Genomic DNA, 21,040 nt, shown 5'->3' on the forward strand with positions numbered 1-21,040 from the left:
GGTCGTTCTCTTATGAGTGTTGTGAGCGTCAACGGACGCTTAGGTTCGAACGGCAGAAATGAAGCTTTGGGTGCGAGGGTTCTGTGGACTTATTAGTATTTCTTCGGGGCTTCCAGCCTCCACGATCTGCCCGTCGTCCATGAACACCATGCGATTGGAAACTTCGCGAGCGAAGCCCAGTTCATGGGTGACGACGATCATGGTCATGCCGGTCTGCGCAAGATCGCGCATCACCGACAGCACCTCACCGACCAGTTCCGGGTCGAGTGCCGAAGTGGGTTCATCGAACAGCATCAGCTTGGGACGCATGGCCAATGCACGAGCGATGGCCACACGTTGCTGCTGGCCGCCCGAAAGCTCGATCGGGTAGCTGTTGCATTTGTCCGCCAGGCCGACACGGGCGAGCAATTCCAGGGCCTCCTCATTCGCTTCTTTGGGGGAGCGCTTGAGTACCTGGCACGGTCCTTCGATGATGTTCTGCAACACGGTCATGTGAGGGAACAGGTTGAACCGTTGAAACACCATGCCGGTGGACAGCCGCTGGCGGGCGATCTGGGTTTCGTTGAGTTCGTGCAACTTGTTGCCGACGATCCGGTAGCCCACCAGTTCGCCGTCGACCCACAGGCCGCCCTTGTCGATTTTTTCCAACTGGTTGACGCAGCGCAGCAAGGTGCTTTTTCCCGAGCCGGACGGGCCGATGATGCACAGCACTTCGCCTTGCTCGACTTCGATGTCGATGTCCTTGAGCGCGTGGAACTGGTCGTAATATTTATTCAGGCTCACGGCCTTGACGATGCTTCTCATGTGGAACTCCTCAGGAACGCTTGCCGGCGCCGCGGGCGAAACGACGCTCCAGGCGACTCTGACCAAAGGACAGGACGGTGACGGTGGCCAGGTACCAGATGCCGGCAACGATCAGCAGCTCCATCACGCGGGCGTTGGCGTAGTAGATGTTCTGGGCGTTGTAGAGCAATTCCGAGTATTGGATCACGCTCGCCAGCGAGGTCATCTTCACCATGCCGATGAACTCGTTGCCTACCGGCGGAATAATGATCCGCATGGCCTGGGGCAGGATGATCCGGCGCAGCGCTTGCAGGCGTGGCATGCCGATCGATTTGGCAGCCTCATATTGCCCGGTGTCCACCGACAGCAGGCCGGCGCGCACCACTTCGGCGGTGTAGGCACCCTGGTTGATGCTCAAGCCCAGCAAGGCCGCCGCGAACGGAGTCATCAGGCTCACGGTGTCCATTTCGAACAGGCCGGGAATGCCGATGGTGGGGAAGATCAGCGCCAGGTTGAACCACAGGAGCAGTTGCAGGATCAACGGCGTGCCGCGAAACAGCCAGGTGTAGGTCACGGCCACATAGCGCAGGATCGGGTTGGCCGACATGCGCATGATCGCGGTGATCACGCCGAACACGATGCCCAGCGCCATGGCCAATACCGCCATGACGATGGTGTTGAGCAAGCCCCACATGATCGCCTCGGAGGTCAGGAACTGGCCGATGTACGACCATTCGATCTTGCCTTCGGCGAAGGCACGCACCAGGCCAACAAGGGCGATGACGATCAGCGTGGCGAAGAAGATACGCCCGTAGTAGCGCCGGGGCACATGATCGTACTGGGTGATGTCGAACTGGTTTTCCGCCAGCTTGCGCTCCGCCTGGAGTCGTTCTGCCTGTGTCTGGCTCATGTTGTTTCTCCGTACTCGGTTGCAGCGCTATCGCTGTGGGAGCAAGCTCGCTCCCACAGGTCCGGTGTGTTGCTCAGAGGCGCAAGCCCTGATAGTCCTCGGTCCATTGCTGCTGGGTGGCGAGGGCGGCTTTCAAGCGTCCGATCTGTTCGCGTACCTGTTGTGGCGCGGTCCCACCCCAGCCATTGCGGGCAGCGATGGCGGCTTCGAGGGTCAGGCTTTCGCGTACCTCCGGGGTGAGGCGAGGATCGACTTCCGCCAGCAGAGCGGGGGAGGCCTCCCACAGTTCGATGTCGTGTTTCTCGCACGCCTGGACCAGAGCACCGGTGATTTCGTGAGCTTCCTTGAACGGTACGCCGCGCACCGCCAGCCAATCGGCAACTTCGGTGGCGAGGGTGAAGCCCAGCGGTGCCTGGCGGCGCAACTCCTCGACATTGACTTTCATGGTCGCCACCATTCCCGCCATGGCGGGCAATACCAGTAGCAGCGTGTCGACGCTGTCGAGCACACCGTTCTTGTCTTCGCTCAGGTCGCGGTTGTAGGACAGGGGCAGGGATTTGAGCGTGGAGAGCAGGCCGGTCAGGTTGCCGATCAGGCGACCGGCCTTGCCTCGCGCCAGTTCGGCGATGTCCGGATTCTTCTTCTGGGGCATGATCGAGCTGCCGGTGGCGTAGGCATCGTCCAGTGCGACCCAGCGAAATTGCCGCGATGACCACAGGCAGAACTCTTCGGCAAGGCGCGAGATATTGATGCCGAGCATGCTGGCGATGAACAGGAACTCGGCGACGTGATCGCGGCTGGCCACGGCGTCGATGGAGTTTTCGCAAACGCCGCTGTAGCCCATTTCCTTTGCCGATTGTTGAGGTAGGCGAGCGATCGCCGAGCCCGCCATGGCCGCCGCACCGAGTGGCGACAGCGACGTCCGTGCGTCCCAGTCCACCAACCGTTGTACGTCGCGCAGCATCGACTGGGCGTGGGCCAGCAGGTGGTGAGCAAACACGATCGGTTGCGCCTGCTGCAGATGGGTGAAGCCGGGGCAGATGCTTTCGATGTGTTGCTCGGCCTGTTCCACCAACGCCTGCTGCAGGGCCAGCACTTCAACGGCCACGGTGCGTACGTGGTCACGCAGGAACAGCCGCAGATCGTTGGCGGTCTGGTCGTTGCGCGAACGACCGGCCCGCAGCTTGCCACCCAAGGCGCCAAGCCGTTCGGTCAGCAGGCGCTCGATGAAGGTGTGGACGTCTTCATCATCCAGGGTCGGGGCGATGCTGCCGGCGCGATAGTCCGCGCCGATGCGTTCCAGGGTGTCGAGCATGGTCAGGGTTTCTTGCTCGTTCAGCAGTCCGGCGCGCTGCAATTCCCGGGCATGGGCCTTGGAGCCGGCGAGGTCGTACGGGGTGAGCCGGAAGTAGCGCTCAGGGCAACGGGACAGGGCCGCCAAGGCTTCGGAAGGGCCGCATTTGAAGCGAGCTCCCCAGAGTCGGTCGGTGGTTTGAGACATTGTTGTTTTCCTCGTCGGTTTCGCGAACTGAAACGGGTACTCCAGGCCACGACGTCGCTACGAAAATCAGCGAGCGAAGTCAGGCCAGAGCAGTTTTCAAGAGGGCAGTTGCATCGGTGCGAGCGCTGATCGAACTGTCAGCTTTTGATGTTTCGCGACCAGCGTTTTGGCGCTGATGTTCGGAATTTATTGGCGGTTGCCAAGCTTGGTTTTCTGTGTTCATTATTATTGGGTCAGCTTGTTCTTGTTGTTGGGCACAGGTTGTTGAATAGAGCGCCAGAGGTAAATAAGCATTATGGAAACCCCACTTTCCAATTCCGGAAACCCGCCGCCAAGAACCCCGCAAAAGGCACCGTTGGCCCTCAGCGGGCTGGACTTCAAATTGCTCAAAGTGTTCAAGGCGGTGGTCGAGGCGGGAGGCTTTAGTGCCGCACAAAATGAGCTGAACGTGGGGCTGGCAGCCATCAGCAAACAGATTTCCGACTTGGAAATCCGTATCGGGATGCGCCTTTGTACGCGTGGGCGCGAGGGCTTTCACCTGACGGAAGAAGGGCGTCTGGTGTATCAGGCATCGATAGACTTATTTGCCTCGGTCGACAACTTCCGTGACCGACTTAGTTCAGCGCAGAACGAACTTGTTGGTGATCTTGGTGTGGGGGTTATTGATAATACTATCTCTGATGATAATTCCCCGTTAGTTGCTGCGCTCAGGCAAATTAATGAACAGTCGCCCAAAGTCCGGTTTCAACTTCAGGCTTCACAACTCGATGAAGTCGAAAGAGGTGTCGTCGAAGGGCGGTTGGTAGCGGGAATCGTACCGATTTATCAAAAACGCGAAGAGTTCGATTACTACGAACTCTATGAAGAACGTTCGCAGGTCTATTGCGCACTTGGCCACCCGCTGTTCTCCATGGCGGACGAGGACATTGGCGCACATGTGCTCAAGGAGTACGAATGCGTCAACCATCGCTACGCGATTCATCGCGACAAACTGAAGTTTGCGCACTACGACAGCTTCTCCGCCTCAGCCACCCAAGTGGAAGCCGTGGCGCTGCTGATCAAGACGGGGCGTTTCCTCGGGTTCCTGCCCCAGCATTACGCCGCATCGATGGTGGCGCGGGGAGAGTTTCGCGCAGTATGTCCAGACCTGATCAACATCGTCACGCCGTTCAGTCTGATACTGCGTCACAACACTGTACGCAGCCCCTTGGTCAAGGCCTTTGCCCGGGCGCTGGGGGTGGATCTGAAGGCTTCGGTTTGATGTTTCTGTGTGAGTCACTCACGAGCCTTGGGGGCAACCGGAGTGATAGGTAAGTTGCACCATCAAACCGTTGGTGCTGTTCTCGTTCAAATACTGCTACCTGCCCCGGCGTGTTTCGTTGGAAGGGCTCCCAGTTGAACTAGCCCAGGGCTCAATCACCCTATCCTGTATGCGCAGTCCACCCTCTAAGCGACGGTGGTAATAATTGGATTTGTGCAAGGGACAGGGTGTCTGTCCACTGGAGCAATCTGCTAAAGGGTCCGTATCGACGAACGAATCGCCCGTGCACATTCGATGACCGCGGGTGCCAGCTTGCGCTCGGCTTCCTCCATGGTCCAGCGGCTGCTGGGCACCACCACATGCACGGCCGCTACCGGCAGGCCCTGGCTGCCGATGATTGGCGCAGCAATGGACATGTCGCCCAGGAACAACTCTTCCTTGTTCGTGGCGTAGCCTCTGCGCCGCGTGGTCTCGATCTGCTCGATGATGTCGTCGACCGCGGTCAGGGTGTACTGGGTATGGCGTTTGCGCTCGCTGGCGTGCAGTACGGCAGTGAGTTCGTCGTCGGGCAGGGCGCTCAGCAAGGCCCGTCCGGAACCGGTGCAGTACATTGGTATCCGGCTGCCGATGGGCATGTGGATCGGGATGAATTTCGGCGCCACGAAGCGTGCCACGTACACCATGTCCAGTCCGTCGGGCTCGGTCAGGTTGGTCGTCTCCCCGGTAGCCTGGGCCAGCTCGGCAAGGAACGGGTTGGCCACGTCGACCAGCGTATCGGCGGCCAGGTAGTTGTAGCCGATCTCCATGACCTTCGGGGTCAGCTGGAAGCGTTTGGTCTGCGGATGCTTGCGCACGTAACCAAGCTCTTCAAGGGTGTGGATCATGCGTTGCGCGGAGCTTTTATTGATATCCGCCGCTTGCGCGATATCCGCCAGATTCATCGTGCGCCGGGATGCGTTGAACGCTCGCAGCACCGCCAGGCCTTTCTCCAGTGACTGATTGAACAGAGGGTGAGGGGTTTCGCTCATGTGGAATTCCTTATTTTTGCTTCATGCGTATCGGTATTCGATACTTATAAATCTCTTTACGATTCGAGTAAATCGTTTATATTCATTTTGAGCCTCCTGCCATACACCTGGGGCACCCGTACCGGACTTAAGACAAATAAAAGCGTCCATTGGGAGATACGCCATGCTTACTCGCTTTCGTGCACTCACGCTCGTTGTCGCTCTGGCCTGCGGCATCGCTTCGGCCAGCGTCGCCGCCGAACCCGTCTACAAGGTTGGCGCAACCGCGACGGGTATTCCCTTCACCTTCCTCGACGTCAAGAGCCAGAGTATCCAGGGCATGATGGTCGACGCCGCGCAGGCAGTGGCCAAGGCTGGCGGCTTCGAGGTGGAGATCCAGCAGACCACCTTCGCTTCGCTGATTCCCTCCCTGACTTCAAACAAGATCGACCTGATTTCCGCCGCCATGCTTCGCACGCCGGCGCGGGAAAAGGTGGTGCAGTATTCCGACCCGGTCTTCAGCTATGGCGAGGGTCTGATCGTCAAGGCCGACGACCAGACCCCGTACACCCGCATGGAGGATTTTGCCGGTGAGGTGGTCGGCGCCCAGGTCGGCACGGTGTTCATCGATGAGCTGAACAAGCGCGGTGTCTTCAAGGAAGTGCGTGGCTACGACTCGATTCCCGACCTGATGCGCGACCTGGCGCTTGGTCGGATCAAGGCAGGCTTTGCCGATCGTCCGGTGGTCGCCTACCAGTTGGCTCAAGGCACGCAGAACAAGGTGCATCTGGTCCAGAGCTACCAGCCCGTGGTGATGGGGGATGTCTGCCTGATCATGCGCAAGGGAGACAGTGAGAAGCTTGCGCAGGTCAACAAAGGCATCGCCGCTATCAAGGCCGATGGTTCCCTCGACCAGATCATCAGGAAGTGGAAGCTCAACTGACGGTTTTGTCGACCGCCCGCAACGGCGGGCGGATCCACTCATTGTTTCGTGGGTAGCCTTATGTTTCTCCAGAATGCCTTGGACTTCCTTCCAATCCTGCTCAAAGGGGCGGTGGTCACTCTTGAGGTGACGGCCGGGTCGTTTGTCCTCAGCTCGTTGATCGGGTTGGTCCTGGCCCTGATGATGGTTTCCAGGATAAGGGCGATCGCCTTGTTCGCCATCAGCGTGGTGAACGTCATCCGCGGGCTGCCAATCATTGTGCAGCTGTTCTATATCTATTTCGTCCTGCCGGAATTCGGCATCCAGCTGACTGCAATGCAGGCCGGCATCATTGGCCTGGGGATCGCTTATTCGGCATATCAGGCCGAGAACTTCCGGGCCGGTATCCAGGCGATCCAGCAAGGGCAGATCGAGGCGGCCGAATCCCTGGGCATGCGCGGTGCGATGGTGATGCGGCGAGTGGTGCTGCCCCAGGCATTGCGCATTGCCTTGCCGCCCTACGGCAACACCCTGGTCATGATGCTCAAGGACTCGTCGCTGGTCTCCACTATCACCGTGGCCGAGATGACGCGTGCGGGGCAACTGATCGCCTCTTCTACCTTCGAGAACATGACGGTCTACACCCTGGTGGCATTGCTCTACCTGGCGATGAGCCTGCCGCTGTCCTTTGCGCTGCGTCGTCTGGAAGCACGCTTGAGCACCCGGAGAACGTCATGATCGAGATCAAGGGCATTCACAAGCGTTACGGCAGCGTGCCGGTCCTCGAAGGCATCGACTTGCAGGTCAAGAGCGGTGAAGTGGTGTGCCTGATCGGCCCATCGGGGTCGGGAAAGTCTACGTTGCTGCGTTGTATCAACGGCCTGGAGAGTTATGACCAGGGCGACGTTCTGGTCAGCCAAGAACGGGTTGATCGCAACGCCAGGAGCATCCACGACATTCGCACCCGGGTGGCGATGGTTTTCCAGCGTTTCAACCTGTTCCCGCACCGTACGGCCCTGGAAAATGTCATGGAGGGGCCCATCTACGTGAAGAAGGAAAAACCTCAGGTCGCCCGCAGAAATGCCGAGGCGCTGATGGATAAGGTCGGCTTGTCCCATCGGATGAATGCCTATCCGGACGAACTGTCCGGTGGGCAGCAGCAACGTGTCGCCATTGCCCGGGCACTGGCGATGAACCCCCAGGCGATTCTCTTCGACGAACCGACCTCGGCCCTGGATCCAGAGCTGGTGGGCGAGGTGTTGACGGTGATGCGCAACCTGGCCAACGAGGGCATGACCATGATCGTGGTGACACACGAAATGGCGTTCGCTCGGGACGTGGCCGACAAGGTCTGCTTCCTTCACGGCGGCAAGATCGTCGAGTCAGGGCCGGCCCGAGAAGTATTGAGCACCCCGACCCACCCACGCACCCAGGATTTTCTTCGCCGGTTGCTCGACCACAACGCGCAGGTGCAGGCATGAATGCCCCTTTCGCACCGCAACTGCCGGCCTCGCTCTGGGCCGCGACTGCTGCGCCGGCGGTGCAAACGCCGGCGCTGGCTGAAGACAAACAGGTGGATGTCGCCATCGTGGGGGCCGGCTACACCGGTTTGGTCACGGCCTTGCGATTGGCCGAGGCGGGGGTCGATGTCTGTGTGCTGGATGCCGGGGAGCCCGGCTGGGGGGCTTCGGGACGCAACGGCGGCCAGGTGATTCCCGGGCTGAAGTTCGATCCCGATCAATTGCACGCCAAATTCGGTGCGGCCCGTGCCGAAGCGATGCTCGATGTAGCCGGTTGCGCCGCCGACGAAGTGTTTTCGTTGGTCCGCCGGTATGCAATCGACTGTGATGCGACCCAGAAAGGCTGGATTCAACCCGCTTGTTCGTCCGCCGCGATGAAAGTCATCGAGCAGCGCGCCGGGCAGTGGCAACGCCGTGGAGTCCAGGTGGAGCTGCTGGACCGGACTGCCGTCAGCCAACGCATCGGTACCGACAACTATCTGGGTGGCTGGGTTGATCCGCGGGCCGGCAGCTTGCATCCGCTGAGTTACGCCCGTGGCCTGGCAAAGGCCGCATTGGGGCAGGGCGCGATGATCCACGGCCACAGCCGTGTCACGCGGTTGCAGCGACAGCCGTCGGGCTGGACGTTGTCCACCGTGCAAGGGGCCAGGGTCAGTGCGCAACGGGTGCTATTGGCCACGGATGGCTATACCGACGACCTCTGGCCCGGCTTGCGCCAGACTGTCGTTGCAGCCAACAGCTTCATCATTGCGACCCGTCCGCTGCCATCGGCGATCCGCAAGAGCATCCTGCCCGGTGGCGAGGTCTGTTCGGACTCTCGACGCTTGCTGCTGTACTTCAAGCTGGATGCCCAGGGGCGTTTGCTCCTGGGAGGACGTGGGCCGTTTTCGGAGCCATCCCAGCCCCGCGACTGGGCGCACCTGGAGCGTTCCCTGGCGGCGCTGTTTCCGCAAGCGGCGCAGGTGCCTGTCGAGTATCGGTGGAGTGGTCGGGTGGCGCTGACCCAGAGTTTTCTTCCGCATGTCCATGAGCCTGCGCCGGGGCTGTGCGTCCTGCTTGGTTACAACGGTCGCGGCATCGCCCTGTCCACGGCGTTAGGCAAGCACCTGGCCGCGAAGCTGTCGGGGGCGACCCAGGCGTTCCCGTTCCCGGTCATGCCGCTGCGTCGAATTCCATTTCACGGGTTGCAGCGGTTGTATCTGGCGGCCGGGATCGGCTATTACCGGTTATTGGATGCCTTGTTCTGAGCGCTGATTGAAGAAACGGCGGGCGTCGGCCAGGCGGTGTCCGTCAAGGCGTATCGGCCCAAGGCAAGCGATCCCCAATCCAACTTTACGCTCGACCTGAATGGCTCCGAAGCGGAAATGGCGTTAGCATCCCCTTCATTGGGCTTGAACAGCCTGTTTTTTCAGATCAGGGTCGCATTGTGGAAAAGCTAAAACGCCTTGAAAGCGGAATCGAAGGACTCGACGCGCTGCTCCAGGGAGGGTTGGTCGCGGGTGCTTCATACATAATCCAGGGACGCCCAGGGTCAGGCAAGACGATCCTGGCGAACCAGCTTGGATTCCATCACGCCCGCAGTGGCGGCCGGGTTTTAGTCGCCACGCTGTTGGCCGAATCACATGATCGACTTTTCCAGTTTCTTTCTACGCTGAGTTTTTTCGACGCATCCAAGGTCGGCGCCGAAATCCAGTTTGTCAGCGCATTCGATACGTTGGAAAACGAAGGCCTGGATGAAGTCGTGAAGCTGCTCAGACGCGAGATCAGCCGACAAAAGGCGACCGTGATGGTGGTCGATGGTCTGCTCAATGCGCGTTCCAAGGCCGATTCGCCTATCGATACCAAGAAATTCATCTCGGAGCTGCAGGGGCATGCCGCTTTTGCCGGTTGCACCGTATTGTTCCTTACCAGTTCACGGCTTGACGACGGCAGCCCCGAGCACACGATGGTCGATGGTGTCATCGAAATGGGAGAGGAGCTGTTCGGGACGCGCTCGGTACGGCGTATCCAGCTGCGCAAGACCCGCGGCAGCAGCGCGCTGACCGGTCTTCACGAATGTGAAATCAACGATGACGGCCTGGTTGTCTATCCGCGCCTGGAAAGCCTGTACAGTCGTCCTTCCGCCCCGGACAGTGCCAACATGACGCGTATCGCCAGCGGGATCGACTCTCTGGATGACATATTGGGCGGAGGCTTGTACAGCTCCAGTGTGTCCCTGGTCATTGGACCTTCCGGGATCGGGAAGACGACGCTGGGTCTCAAATTCCTCGCCCAGTCGACGGCAGACACCCCTGGCTTGCATTTTGGATTCTATGAAAGCCCGCAGCGACTGCGCCTCAAAGGCCTCTCCCTGGGTATCGATATCGAAGGCATGGAAAAAAGCGGAGCATTGAGCATTGCCTGGCAGCCCACCACCGAAGGCCTGCTGGACGGACTCGGCGCACGACTGCTGGACATCGTTAAGGAAAAGGGTATCAAGCGCCTGTTCATCGATAGCCTGAGCGGCATGACACGGACTTCGACCAACCCCGCGCGGATTACGGATTTCTACAGCGCGCTCATGAACGAGCTCAGGGCCAGGGGCGTTACGGTGTTCGCCTCCTGGGAGATGCGTGACCTATTCGGCTCCGAGGTCAGCTCACCGAACTCGGACCTGTCCAGCATCGTCGACAACCTGATGCTCATGCGCTTCCTTGAGGATCGCTCTGAACTAAGAAGGACGCTCTCCATTCTTAAGGTACGAGACAGCTCTTATGACCCGTCGCGATTCGAGGTGGTCATCCGGGATCAAGATGTTTTCCTTGAAAAGGCTTTGAGAAATGAACCTTCAGTCTCAGCTGAGTCATTGCCTGGTTCAATATCATAAGTCTTTGAGCGGGTTGAATTGACATGACCACCATCCTGGTCGTCGACGACGAGTATCTGATCGCTGACATCCTCAGTTTTGCGCTAGAGGACGAGGGCTTCATGGTGGTAACGGCCAGCAATGGTCAAAAAGGACTCGAAGTGCTGGAAAGAGAACGTCCAGCCCTGATCATTACTGACTTCATGATGCCGGTCATGGATGGTCTTGAGTTCGCCACGGCCGTGCGAGCCTTGCCGTCCGTCAATGGGCTGCCCATCATCTTGATGAGCGGTGCCCAGGCGCACCTGGGCATGACGCGATCGGACCTGTTCGATGCGGTGCTGCCCAAGCCATTCGACATAGACTCGATTGTCGCCGAGGTGAAGAGGCTGCTGGTTGCAGAGTGATGCCGCGTCGAGAGCTGCCGAGCTGAACGCTGCGCGTCCGCTGCGAAGGGATATGGGAGGTTGCAGTGCAATCACCCCCAGCAAGGCATCGTCCTGGTGTTTTGTCCGAAGCCCGCACTTTCAAGCCGATCGAGCTTCGCTCCGACCTGGCCGATTGCGTCTGGCAGGCTTTCTCCTGATTCGATGCAACGAATGTCCCGTAGCGGCCTCATATGGAAACGAGCGGCGCCTCGGTTGAAGAGCTGGCGCCTGCGGTTTTCTTGACGGAGGTGATGGTGTCCATGACGGCAGCTGAGAAAAACCATGTCGACTGGCTGATCGAGCAATCGATGCTCAATGCAGCGAGGAAGCGCGCCAGGCTCTACTCGGGTCAGGGTCGATTGTGGCAGCAGCCTTATGCGCATACCCGGCCTCGCGACGCCTCGGCATTGGCTTCGGTGTGGTTCACCGCGTATCCGGCTTCCATCGTTACCCGCGAAAATGGCACTGTGCTTGAAGCGCTGGGGGATGAGACCTTATGGCATGCGCTGTCGAAAATCGGTATCCAGGGCATTCACAATGGCCCTTTGAAAAGGTCCGGTGGCCTTTCGGGCACTGACTACACACCTACGATCGACGGCAATTTTGACCGCATCAGTTTCGACATCGACCCGCAATTGGGCACCGAGGCGCAGTTGCAAGCATTGACCCGGATGGCCGCCGCGCACAATGCGGTCGTCATCGAGGATGTCATCCCGTCTCATACCGGTAAGGGTGCGGATTTTCGTCTGGCCGAGATGGCGTATGAGGATTACCCGGGGCTCTACCACATGGTGGAAATCCGTGAGGAGGACTGGCCGCTGCTGCCCGACATTGCCGAGGGACGCGATGCGCAGAACCTCACCCCGCAGCAGGTGGACGTTCTGCGAGACAAGCATTACATCGTTGGACAGTTGCAACGGGTGATCTTCTTCGAACCGGGCGTCAAGGAAACCGATTGGAGTGCGACCCCGGTGGTGATGGGGGTCGACGGCAAGCCCCGGCGTTGGGTCTATCTGCATTACTTCAAGGAAGGGCAACCTTCACTGAACTGGCTGGATCCGACCTTTGCCGCTCAACAGATGATCATCGGCGACGCGCTGCATGCCATCGATGTCTCGGGGGCGAAAATCCTGCGTCTGGACGCCAACGGATTTCTCGGCGTGGAGCGCAAGCTCGAGGGGACCGCCTGGTCCGAAAGCCATCCGCTATCGATCACCGCAAACCAGTTGCTCGCTGGAGCGATTCGCAAGGCCGGCGGATTCAGTTTCCAGGAACTGAACCTGACCGTGGACGACATCGCCGCCATGTCCCACGGAGGGGCGGATCTGTCCTACGATTTCATCACCCGACCCGCCTACCAGCATGCCTTGCTGACGGGCGACACGGAATTCCTGCGATTGATGCTGCGCCAGATGCACACCTTCGGCATCGATCCGGGCTCGCTGATTCATGCGCTGCAGAATCATGATGAGTTGACCCTGGAACTGGTGCATTTCTGGACCCTGCACGCGCACGATACTTACCTCTATCAGGGGCAGACCTTCCCCGGCAACATCCTGCGTGAGCACATCCGCGAGCAGATGTACGAACGCCTCGCTGGAGAGCATGCGCCCTACAATCTGAAGTTCGTCACCAACGGTGTGTCCTGCACCACGGCGAGCATCATCACGGCGGCGCTGGGAATTCGCGATCTCGACACCATTACGACGGCAGATATCCAGCAGATTCGCCAGGTTCATCTGCTGCTGGTGATGTATAACGCGATGCAGCCCGGCGTATTCGCATTGTCTGGCTGGGACCTGATGGGCGCGTTGCCGTTGCCCGCCGAACAGGTCGAGCATCTGATGGGCGACGGCGACACGCGTTGGATTCACCGCGGTGCCTACGACCTTGTGGACCTCAACCCTGATGCGACACTGTCGGCCGGTCAGATGCCACGTCCGAAGACCCTGTACGGCAGCTTGCCAGGCCAGTTGAAAGATCCGGATTCGTTCGTCTCGCAGCTGCGCAGGATCCTCGCTGCGCGCCGTGCCTATGACATCGCCGCCAGTCGCCAGATACTGATTCCGGACGTCGAGCACCCAGGACTGCTGATCATGGTTCACGAACTGCCGGCCGGCAAAGGGACGCAGATCACCGCGCTGAACTTCAGTTCGACCCCGATCACTGAGACTCTGCACCTGCCCAATATCGCACCCGGGCCGGTGGTCGACATCATCAACGAACGGGTCGAAGGCGACCTGACGCCCGAAGGCGAGTTCACCATCACGCTGGACGCGTTCGAGGGGTTGGCGCTGCGGGTGGTGAGCAGCTCACCGATGATCTAGGGCTCGGGAAATCGAGGTGGTTGCTCAGGTCGATGCTCAACCGACCTGCGGCCTTGAGTATCCGCTACGCCGATGGAAGCTGGGCTTCGATCGCGACCTTGTCGATGACCGACCAGACCTCACGGATCCTGCCGTCCTCGAACGTGTAGAAAACGTTTTCCGCGAAGCAGATCCGTGTCCCGTTGACCGCAAGGCCCAGGAACTCTCCGGTCGGCGTGCAATTGAATGCCAGGCGAGCTGCCAGCCGGGGTGGGTCGACCACCAGCAGTTGGATTTCAAAGCGCAAGTCGGGAATGTTCCGATAGTCGGCTTCCAGCATGCTGCGATAGCCGTGCAAGCCTAGTGGCCTTGCGTTGTGAACCACATCCGGGTGCACGAAGTGGCCCAGGTTTTCCCAGTCCTGTGCATTCAGGCAGGCGATGTAGGCGTTATAAAGCGCTGCAAGGTTCGAAGTCATAAGGGCGATTACTCCGTTCTGTTAGCCATGACCGTATGACCTTGCAGCAGTCAATGCGATCCAGAGCCTGTCGTACTTGAATCTTCGAATGCGACAGATCAGGAAACGACTTTCTTGAAAGGGCGAATGGATACTCCCCGATAGAACGAAAAAATGGCCAGCACCTGCACCACGACCGCGGCTGTTACCACGGCTCGGATCGCGTGACCGGGATCGGTGAAGGCGCAGCGCAGCACGCCGAAAAATGCCGGGGCGAAGGCGTAGGTGGCCTGGCTGATCGCGACCATCAGGGCGATCACCCTGGCTGTTTGTTCGCGGCTGAATTCGGTTTGTGCGATCAAGGGGGGCAGGGAGGTGGCATTGCCAATGCCCGAGCCGATGAGTACCACGGCTATCCAGACCACCATGGGATAAAGGTCCAGGACCGCAAGCAGCAGCGTGCCCAGCATCTGGATGGCATAGCCGAGGCAGGCCAACTGGCGGCGGTTCATGCCTCGGCTCATGAGGCGTGCGGCGACGTATCGCCCGCCCATCGCACTGGCGGTGGCCAGACCCATGGCGAAGGAGGCGTCATGGGCTCCCATGCGTCCCGCCAGGATCGAATACAAGTGCGCGATCAGGCCGATCTGGGCGAAAAGCCCCAGGGACATGCCGACTGCCAGGCTGCGGAAACTGGCCGACCTGAACGTCTGCAGGAAGGTCCAAGGGGTTGCACTGGCATCGATCGATACAGGTTCCGGCCGGTCTGCGTTATCGGGATGTTGCCCCAGGCTTTGTGGGCTCTTGTTGAACACCAGGAAGGCGAAGGCACCAACGAGCAGTACGGCGATGGTGCTGATCATCCACGCTGCCGTGGCAAAGCCGAAACGTTCGATCAGCAGCACCCACAGCGGCGAAAAGATCACGCCACCCATGCTGGCGCCGTTGTAAGCCTTGCCCAACGCCCTGGGTCTTTCCTTGACGTACCAGGGAGCGATCAGGGTATTGACGGCAACGGCACCCAACGTGACCCAGCCGATACCCGAGCAGACGGCACCGGCATACAGCACCCAGAGCTGGTTGGCATGAGCCCAGATATTCACGCCGATGCCCAGGACGATGCTGCCCAGCAGGGTGATGCCGGGGATTGTGAATCGTGCGTAAAGCTTCGGCAGGTTGGCGATGACAATCGTACCGCTGAGCAAGTGCAGGGTGACGGCAGTCGAGACCTGGGCGATTGGCCAACCCGTGCGATCCATGACCGCTTGCATGTAGATCGGCGGCCCATAGAAACCGATTCCCCAACCAATCATTGCCAGGATGAACGTGCAGGTCAGTACGGTCTGTCCAAAAAAACGGGGGTGCGTCATAGCCATCTCCTCCAGGGTGGCTATCAGGTTATGGGTTCAGGGACGGCGTCACTTCGAGGCGCGTCGAACAATGGATGTTCCGGGGAGTGGGCAGCTTTTAATCTGCCACCGCCAGGGGCCTGATCCGTTCAAATCCACCTGACCCGTCCGACAGCGCCGCTCAGTCAATCGGCCGGAGAATTCCGGGGTGGGTAGTGCCCTGGCGGGACGGACGGATCCGGCCTACCCGCTCATTTCCCCCCGGTCACATCCAGGAACGTACCGGTAACGAACGATGCCTCCGCGCTGGCCAACCACAGGATGGCCCGCGCCACTTCCTCCGGCTGGCCACCGCGGCCCATGGGAATCGTGTCCTTGACGCGATCGACACGTCCCGGCTCGCCGCCGCTGGCGTGCATTTCGGTGTAGATGTGCCCGGGGCGGATGCCGTTGACGCGTATGCCTTCCCGGGCGACCTCCTTGGCCAACCCGATGGTGAAGGTTTCCAGGGCTCCCTTGGATGCCGCGTAGTCGACATATTCGTTGGGGCTGCCGAGGCGCGCCGATGCCGAGGAGACATTGATCACCACGCCGCCCGCACCATTGTGCCGGTAGGCCATGCGCTTCACTGCCTGCTGGGCGCAGAGCATCGGGCCGATGGAGTTGACCGCGAAGATGCGCTGCATGCGCTCGAAGCCCAGATCCTCCAGGCGCGACTGAACGGACAGGACCCCGGCGTTATTGACCAGCACATCGAGGCGGCCGAACGAGCGGTCGATGGCCGTGAACAGGTCGGCCACCTGGCCGGGGTCCGCGCTGTCGGCCCTCACGGCCAGAGCCCGGCGCCCCAATGCCTGCACATCCGCCACCACCGCCAGTGCCGAAGCCTGGTTGGCAACATAGCTGATCGCGACGTCATAACCCCGCGCGGCGGCCAGCCGCGCGGTGGCGGCGCCCACTCCACGACCGCCGCCGGTTATCAGTATCAACGGTGCCTGGGAGACGTTGTTCATCGTGAGTACCTCCTATAGCGTCAGGAAAACCGGTTGTGTCAGCCGATCAAGAGGATGCCGCTGACGATCACTGCGCACGCCAGCACCCGCCGGGCAGTCAGCGTCTCGCCAAGGAACACGTAGCCGATCAGCGCGGCGAACAGCACGCTGGTTTCGCGCAATGCCGATACCGCGCCCATGGGGGCTTCGTTCATGGCGTGGATGACTATTGCATAGGCCAGCAAGGAGACCACTCCGCCCACCAGGGCGGCGCCCATGCCGGGCCTGATGGAGAACAGGCTGCGGGCACCACGCAAGCCGATGTACACCGCAGGCATCAGCAAGCCCCACAGGGCACACATCCACACGGTGTAGGCGAGCGGCGCGCCGGAAAGACGGGTGCCGATGCCGTCGGTGACGCTGTAGGCCGCGATGAAACAGCCCGTTCCCAGCGCATAGGGAAGGCTGGGCACCGACAGGCTGCGCCCCCGCAAGGCCAGGGAAATGATTGCGCCCGATACCAGGGCGATACCCAGCAATGCCTCAGGGGCGATGCTTTCGCCGGCAAAGGCAGCGGCGCCCAGGGTGATCAACGCCGGGGACGATCCTCGAGAGATCGGATAGACCTGCCCCAGATCACCAACCCGATAGCTGCGCACCAGAAACAGGTTGTAGCCGATATGCAGCAGTGCCGACAGCACCCCATAGCCCCAACTGGCCGCCGCCGGTGGCGCCATGCACGCTGCGCAGACCAGGCTGACCGAAGCGATGGCGACGCACATGATCGTCATCGACCATAGTCGGTCGGCACCGCCACGCAGCAGCGCGTTCCAGCTGGCATGCAGGAGCGCGGCGAAGAGAACCAGCAAGGTGATATGGATAGGCATGCACCATTCTAGGCAGCCCGTCTGCGGGAACTACAGCGAAGTCTCCTCATCGTTTCATGAATGAATTCTCATGCATCATCCATGGGCCCGTTGGAATTTCAGCGCCTCACCGAGCAGCCATTGGCGAAAGCTGATGATGTGGGGTTGCGATTCGGTGCCTTTCGGGCAAACGAAGTAGTAGGCCAGTGGCGAGGGGAACGGCACATCGAACAGCCGCACCAGGCGGCCATCGCTCATTTCGTTTTCAACATGTCCGCTGCGCACCAGGGCGACGCCCTGGCCGAGCAAAGCGGCCTCGACCGTCATGTTGGTGTCCCCGAACCGGACGCTTTCCTTGAGCGGCAGGAATTCCAGCCCGACCTTTTCGAACCAGGCTTCCCATTTCGGTACCAGCTCGGCGCCATCACGGGTCAGCAGCGGGTAGTGCAACAGCTCGGCAGGGCTGCGCGGTGTCCCGAAGCGCTGCAGCAGATCGGGGCTCGCCACCGGAAACACCTGCTCGCCGAACAGGAATTCCGAATACAGGCCCGGGTAAGTGCCTTTGCCGAGCCGGATCGCGACATCCGCCTGGGCACTGGAGAAATGGATGATCTTGTCCGTGGTGTCCAGGGACACCAGCAACTCGGGATGCTGGCGAGAAAGTCCCGGCAAGCGGGGCAGTAGCCATTTCAGGGCGAAGGAGTACGTGGTGCTGACTTCGAGCCGGACCCTGCCTTTTTGCTCCCGCAGATCGGCCAGGGTTGCTTCGAGGCTCATGAAGAACTCCCGCACGATGGGCGCCAGCGTGGCACCCGCTGCGGTGAGGCTCAATGACTTGCCGCGCTCAAACAACGGCAACCCCCATAGCGCTTCGAGATGCTTGAGCTGGTGACTGACCGCGCTTTGCGTGACGTGCAGCTCATTGGCGGCAGAGGTAAAGGTCGTGTGTCGGGTGGCGACTTCAAAGGCGCGCAGTGTCGCGGTCGGCGGCAGGTCTCTCATGAATACAGTGTCCCGGCGAGTCGGCAGATAGGCATGACATGAACGTTCGCTCATGATAGAGCATCTCCTGGATGGAGGGGATGCCGGTGCCGACAACGCCTGGATAGCCATTGGCAACCGGGCCGCCGGATGCTTTCCCCAGGCCGCCCGAAAGGTAGGCCCCCTCAGTCGCCCAGGTGTCACGAGCGTATCGCTCCGTTGGCTGAAGTCCTCCCCGGCTGCGAGCGAAGCGGGCGTGTTGGGGCTATGCTCATCGCCATTGCAGCAATCCATCGGTTTCAGGTATCAGCCACCAGGGAAAGGAGTCTGTATGTGTTCGGTTCTTCCCATGACGCCTTATCGGGCGACCGTTTGACCCCGTCGATTTTCCTTTCCAGGCGCCCCAGCGAACGGTTGGTGGTATTGCCTGGACTCGATCGTTTCATCCGTATCAACACTGCCCTCGGCGACCCGATCAGCGAACACCTCGATGATTCGGGCACGAATCCCAAGCGTAATGGAGAACCGCATGAACACTAAGCCGTTCCAGGAGATCATGGGGCGCTTCGCCGGTAGCCTGGCCGGGCTGGCGATGCTTGCCGCCCATCCAGCCCAGGCAGGCGAAGCTGGCATCGCCGGCGGCCCTACCGCCAGCTACAGCATTGCCTTCAGCAACTCCTATGCGGGCAGTGATTTCCGCAAGGTGATGGTGCGCAACTGGCAGGAAGTTGCGGTCCAGGCGCAAAAGGAGGGCTTGATCCGGGAAGCGCCAGTGGTCAGCGCCAACAACTCGGCGTCGGAGCAGGCGGCCCATATCCAGGACATGATCGTCCAGGGCGTCAACGCCATCGTCATCCTGGCCGCGTCCGACACGGCACTCAACGGGGTGATCCGCGATGCCTGCAACGCCGGCATCGTGGTGGTGGTCATGGCCAGTCTGGTCACCGAACGCTGTGTCTATACCGTGGACTACGACTGGTCCGCCATGGGCCGCGTGGAAATCGATTACATCGCCCAGCGTCTCAAGGGCAACGGAACGCTGCTGGAGATCCGCGGCATTGCCGGTGATGCCACCGACAAGAACATCAGCGACGGCATTCACAAGGCTGCCAGCGACTATCCGGGCCTGACATTCGCCAAGACCGTGTACGGCAACTGGACGGCTTCCGTCGCACGCAAGGAGGTGGCGCTGGCGCTGCCGTCGCTGCCCGACATCGATGCCGTCGCGACCCAGGGGGGCGACGGCTATGGAGCGGCCATGGCGTTCAAGGCGGCGGGACGGCCCTTGCCGATCATTGTGATGGGCAACCGCCAGGATGAACTCGCCCTGTGGAAACAGGAGCGCGATGCCAATGGCTACGAGACGGTCTCGGTCTCCGCTTCCCCGAGCGTTTCCCAGGTGGGTTTCTGGGTGGCCCAGCAGATCCTGGCGGGCAAGCAGGTGCCGAAGTTCGTCGAGGTGCCGCTGGTCCGTATCGATGCGAAGGACCTGGACACCTGGCTCGCCACCATGCCGGTGGGCGGCGCCGCCAACCCTTCCTATAGCCAGGCCTCCGTTGCGGCGATGATCGACGCGGCCCTTGACAGGACGGCGCCGCCAGCGCCTTTGCCGGAGGCCGCGAAGCAGTAGGGGCGGGCGAGGAGGCGAGGCGCCATGTTCACATTCAAATCAGCCACGGACAGGCCCATCGCCGTCAGGATCGGCCTGGCGGTCGCCGCACTGGTGTTCCTGATGCTGACGGTGTCGCTGGTGAACCTCTACGGCCTTCGAGGCATGGTGCGGGCGGTGGATTCGACCAGCCATTCGGCGCAAATTCTGGCGTCGGTCAACGGAGCCGCCGGGCGGGTGGAAAACTTCATCGCCACTCGCGACCAGGAAAGCCTGTCCCAGGCCGAAGGCATGGTGGCAAAGGCTATCGCCGCCCTCGGCGCCATTCCGGTGGCTGAGGCGCAATCGCTCAAGGGCAGTCTGGAGCGGCTCGCCACGGCGATCGCGGCGTTGCGGGCGGCCACCCTGACCATGGATGGCGAAACGGAGAACATGACGGCCCACTACGGCCGGATGCGAGAGGTGACGATCCTCGTCGAGCGGGGTATCGCCGACGGGCTGAAGACCCTTGGGACCCGTGCCGCCGATCACGCAGCACGGGTGAGCGACATCGAAGACTCGCACCGCATCCTGGATATCCTGCGCAACGGCGAACGGATCATCACCGCCAATGTGGCCAGGCTGCTGGCGACCGGTGATGGGGCGGCCGCCACGGCGGCGCGCAATGCCTGCGCCGCACTCCCGCCGGTGGTCGAGCAATTGCGTGAGCTGATGGGAACGCCGCAGCAGGCACAGGCACTGGAGCAACTGGCGGCGGCGGTCGCCGCGGCCGGCCTGGCGCTCGAGCGGCTTGGCGATGCGCCCAGGCTCCGGGGAGGCGAGGCCTTGGGGCATCTCGCTGCCGTCGGGGAGGCGACCGGGCGCCTCGAAGCCATGCTGGGCGAAACGGACCAGCAGGTTGCCCACGACGCCAGCGATATCCAGGCCGCCACCGGCTTGCTGCAAAATGCAGCCGCGTTGTCCAAGCGTTTCGCCGAGCGTGTTGCCACCCTGGAGGCACAGACCTTGTCGTTTCGCCTGTCGCCATCGGCCGAGGTCGCCAGTTCCGTCGGCCTCATCCTGGACGAACTTTCCCGTCTTTCGCGGGTGCTCCCGTCTTCCGTGGGGCTGCAAGGCAACGCGACGCCGCTGACGGTCAGCGACCAGATTGCCGGCTACCGGGCGGCATTCGCCAGGTTCCACCAGGCGAGCAATGCCTTGAGCGATGCGCGCGACCAGGTTCGCAACGAGGCACGGAGCGCCGGCCTGCTGGTTGCGCGCTTCGCCGGGCAGGCGCGGTCGGACGCCCAGGTCCACAAGGATC

The 21,040-nt window shown here is 61.0% G+C and carries 19 protein-coding genes; 10 read left to right on the plus strand and 9 right to left on the minus strand.

What is annotated here, in order from left to right; all coding sequences use genetic code 11:
* Nucleotides 1-39 precede the first annotated feature (39 nt).
* From AC1M7R_RS22205 to argH, 3 genes are all read right to left on the minus strand, one after another.
* Complete coding sequence (locus AC1M7R_RS22205) at nt 40-804, minus strand: amino acid ABC transporter ATP-binding protein (RefSeq protein ID WP_076407165.1); 765 nt, start codon at nt 802-804, stop codon at nt 40-42.
* 10 nt (nt 805-814) lie between these two features.
* Nucleotides 815-1,693: an amino acid ABC transporter permease gene (locus tag AC1M7R_RS22210; RefSeq protein WP_060742901.1), complete on the minus strand. Its 879-nt coding sequence runs from the start codon at nt 1,691-1,693 to the stop codon at nt 815-817.
* Between the two features lie 73 nt (nt 1,694-1,766).
* A complete protein-coding gene (gene argH, locus AC1M7R_RS22215) occupies nt 1,767-3,194 on the minus strand; it encodes an argininosuccinate lyase (protein WP_103894222.1) in 1,428 nt (475 codons plus the stop codon).
* 295 nt (nt 3,195-3,489) lie between these two features.
* On the opposite strand from argH, the gene AC1M7R_RS22220 reads away from it, so the two are divergent.
* Nucleotides 3,490-4,455: a LysR family transcriptional regulator gene (locus tag AC1M7R_RS22220; protein ID WP_490609923.1), complete on the plus strand. Its 966-nt coding sequence runs from the start codon at nt 3,490-3,492 to the stop codon at nt 4,453-4,455.
* Nucleotides 4,456-4,706: 251 nt separating this feature from the next.
* Here AC1M7R_RS22220 and AC1M7R_RS22225 read toward each other — a convergent pair whose 3' ends face one another.
* Entirely contained in the window at nt 4,707-5,483 is a 777-nt protein-coding gene (locus AC1M7R_RS22225) for an IclR family transcriptional regulator (protein WP_072458453.1), read from the minus strand.
* 163 nt (nt 5,484-5,646) lie between these two features.
* Here AC1M7R_RS22225 and AC1M7R_RS22230 point away from each other — a divergent pair, with 163 nt between their 5' ends.
* The 7 genes from AC1M7R_RS22230 to treS all read left to right on the plus strand — a co-directional run bounded on the left by AC1M7R_RS22230 (nt 5,647) and on the right by treS (nt 13,504).
* Complete coding sequence (locus AC1M7R_RS22230) at nt 5,647-6,405, plus strand: ABC transporter substrate-binding protein (protein ID WP_072458452.1); 759 nt, start codon at nt 5,647-5,649, stop codon at nt 6,403-6,405.
* Between the two features lie 60 nt (nt 6,406-6,465).
* Nucleotides 6,466-7,122 carry an amino acid ABC transporter permease gene (locus tag AC1M7R_RS22235; protein WP_123595860.1) on the plus strand — a complete coding sequence of 219 codons (657 nt, stop codon included), beginning with the start codon at nt 6,466-6,468 and terminating at the stop codon, nt 7,120-7,122.
* A complete protein-coding gene (locus AC1M7R_RS22240; protein ID WP_072458451.1) occupies nt 7,119-7,865 on the plus strand; it encodes an amino acid ABC transporter ATP-binding protein in 747 nt (248 codons plus the stop codon). Before AC1M7R_RS22235 ends, AC1M7R_RS22240 begins: the two co-directional genes overlap by 4 nt.
* The gene (locus AC1M7R_RS22245) at nt 7,862-9,151 is read left to right on the plus strand and encodes an NAD(P)/FAD-dependent oxidoreductase (RefSeq protein WP_315641375.1); all 1,290 of its coding nucleotides are present in this window, start codon (nt 7,862-7,864) and stop codon (nt 9,149-9,151) included. Before AC1M7R_RS22240 ends, AC1M7R_RS22245 begins: the two co-directional genes overlap by 4 nt.
* Before the next feature lie 179 nt (nt 9,152-9,330).
* A complete protein-coding gene (locus tag AC1M7R_RS22250) occupies nt 9,331-10,770 on the plus strand; it encodes an ATPase domain-containing protein (protein ID WP_072458449.1) in 1,440 nt (479 codons plus the stop codon).
* A gap of 23 nt (nt 10,771-10,793) precedes the next feature.
* Entirely contained in the window at nt 10,794-11,156 is a 363-nt protein-coding gene (locus AC1M7R_RS22255; RefSeq protein ID WP_072394619.1) for a response regulator, read from the plus strand.
* 281 nt (nt 11,157-11,437) lie between these two features.
* A complete protein-coding gene (gene treS / locus AC1M7R_RS22260) occupies nt 11,438-13,504 on the plus strand; it encodes a maltose alpha-D-glucosyltransferase (protein WP_337349296.1) in 2,067 nt (688 codons plus the stop codon).
* A gap of 64 nt (nt 13,505-13,568) precedes the next feature.
* On the opposite strand, the gene AC1M7R_RS22265 is transcribed toward treS, so the two are convergent.
* The 5 genes from AC1M7R_RS22265 to gcvA all read right to left on the minus strand — a co-directional run bounded on the left by AC1M7R_RS22265 (nt 13,569) and on the right by gcvA (nt 18,149).
* Nucleotides 13,569-13,961, minus strand: a complete 393-nt coding sequence (locus AC1M7R_RS22265; protein WP_072394622.1) for an ester cyclase — start codon at nt 13,959-13,961, stop codon at nt 13,569-13,571.
* Nucleotides 13,962-14,059: 98 nt separating this feature from the next.
* Nucleotides 14,060-15,310 carry an MFS transporter gene (locus tag AC1M7R_RS22270; RefSeq protein WP_337349295.1) on the minus strand — a complete coding sequence of 417 codons (1,251 nt, stop codon included), beginning with the start codon at nt 15,308-15,310 and terminating at the stop codon, nt 14,060-14,062.
* A 230-nt stretch (nt 15,311-15,540) separates the two neighbouring features.
* The gene (locus tag AC1M7R_RS22275) at nt 15,541-16,302 is read right to left on the minus strand and encodes an SDR family oxidoreductase (RefSeq protein WP_072458446.1); all 762 of its coding nucleotides are present in this window, start codon (nt 16,300-16,302) and stop codon (nt 15,541-15,543) included.
* Nucleotides 16,303-16,340: 38 nt separating this feature from the next.
* Nucleotides 16,341-17,168 carry a DMT family transporter gene (locus AC1M7R_RS22280; protein ID WP_072394630.1) on the minus strand — a complete coding sequence of 276 codons (828 nt, stop codon included), beginning with the start codon at nt 17,166-17,168 and terminating at the stop codon, nt 16,341-16,343.
* A gap of 75 nt (nt 17,169-17,243) precedes the next feature.
* Nucleotides 17,244-18,149 (minus strand): transcriptional regulator GcvA, encoded by a 906-nt coding sequence (gene gcvA, locus AC1M7R_RS22285; protein ID WP_076407378.1) that lies wholly within the window; start codon nt 18,147-18,149, stop codon nt 17,244-17,246.
* Nucleotides 18,150-18,395: 246 nt separating this feature from the next.
* Here gcvA and AC1M7R_RS22290 point away from each other — a divergent pair, with 246 nt between their 5' ends.
* Nucleotides 18,396-18,668, plus strand: a complete 273-nt coding sequence (locus AC1M7R_RS22290; RefSeq protein WP_143148671.1) for a hypothetical protein — start codon at nt 18,396-18,398, stop codon at nt 18,666-18,668.
* Entirely contained in the window at nt 18,658-19,758 is a 1,101-nt protein-coding gene (locus AC1M7R_RS22295) for an ABC transporter substrate-binding protein (RefSeq protein ID WP_072394650.1), read from the plus strand. The genes AC1M7R_RS22290 and AC1M7R_RS22295 overlap by 11 nt, the downstream gene beginning before the upstream one ends.
* Nucleotides 19,759-21,040 lie beyond the last annotated feature (1,282 nt).

The sequence above is a fragment of the Pseudomonas sp. MS01C9 genome, assembly GCF_058202755.1.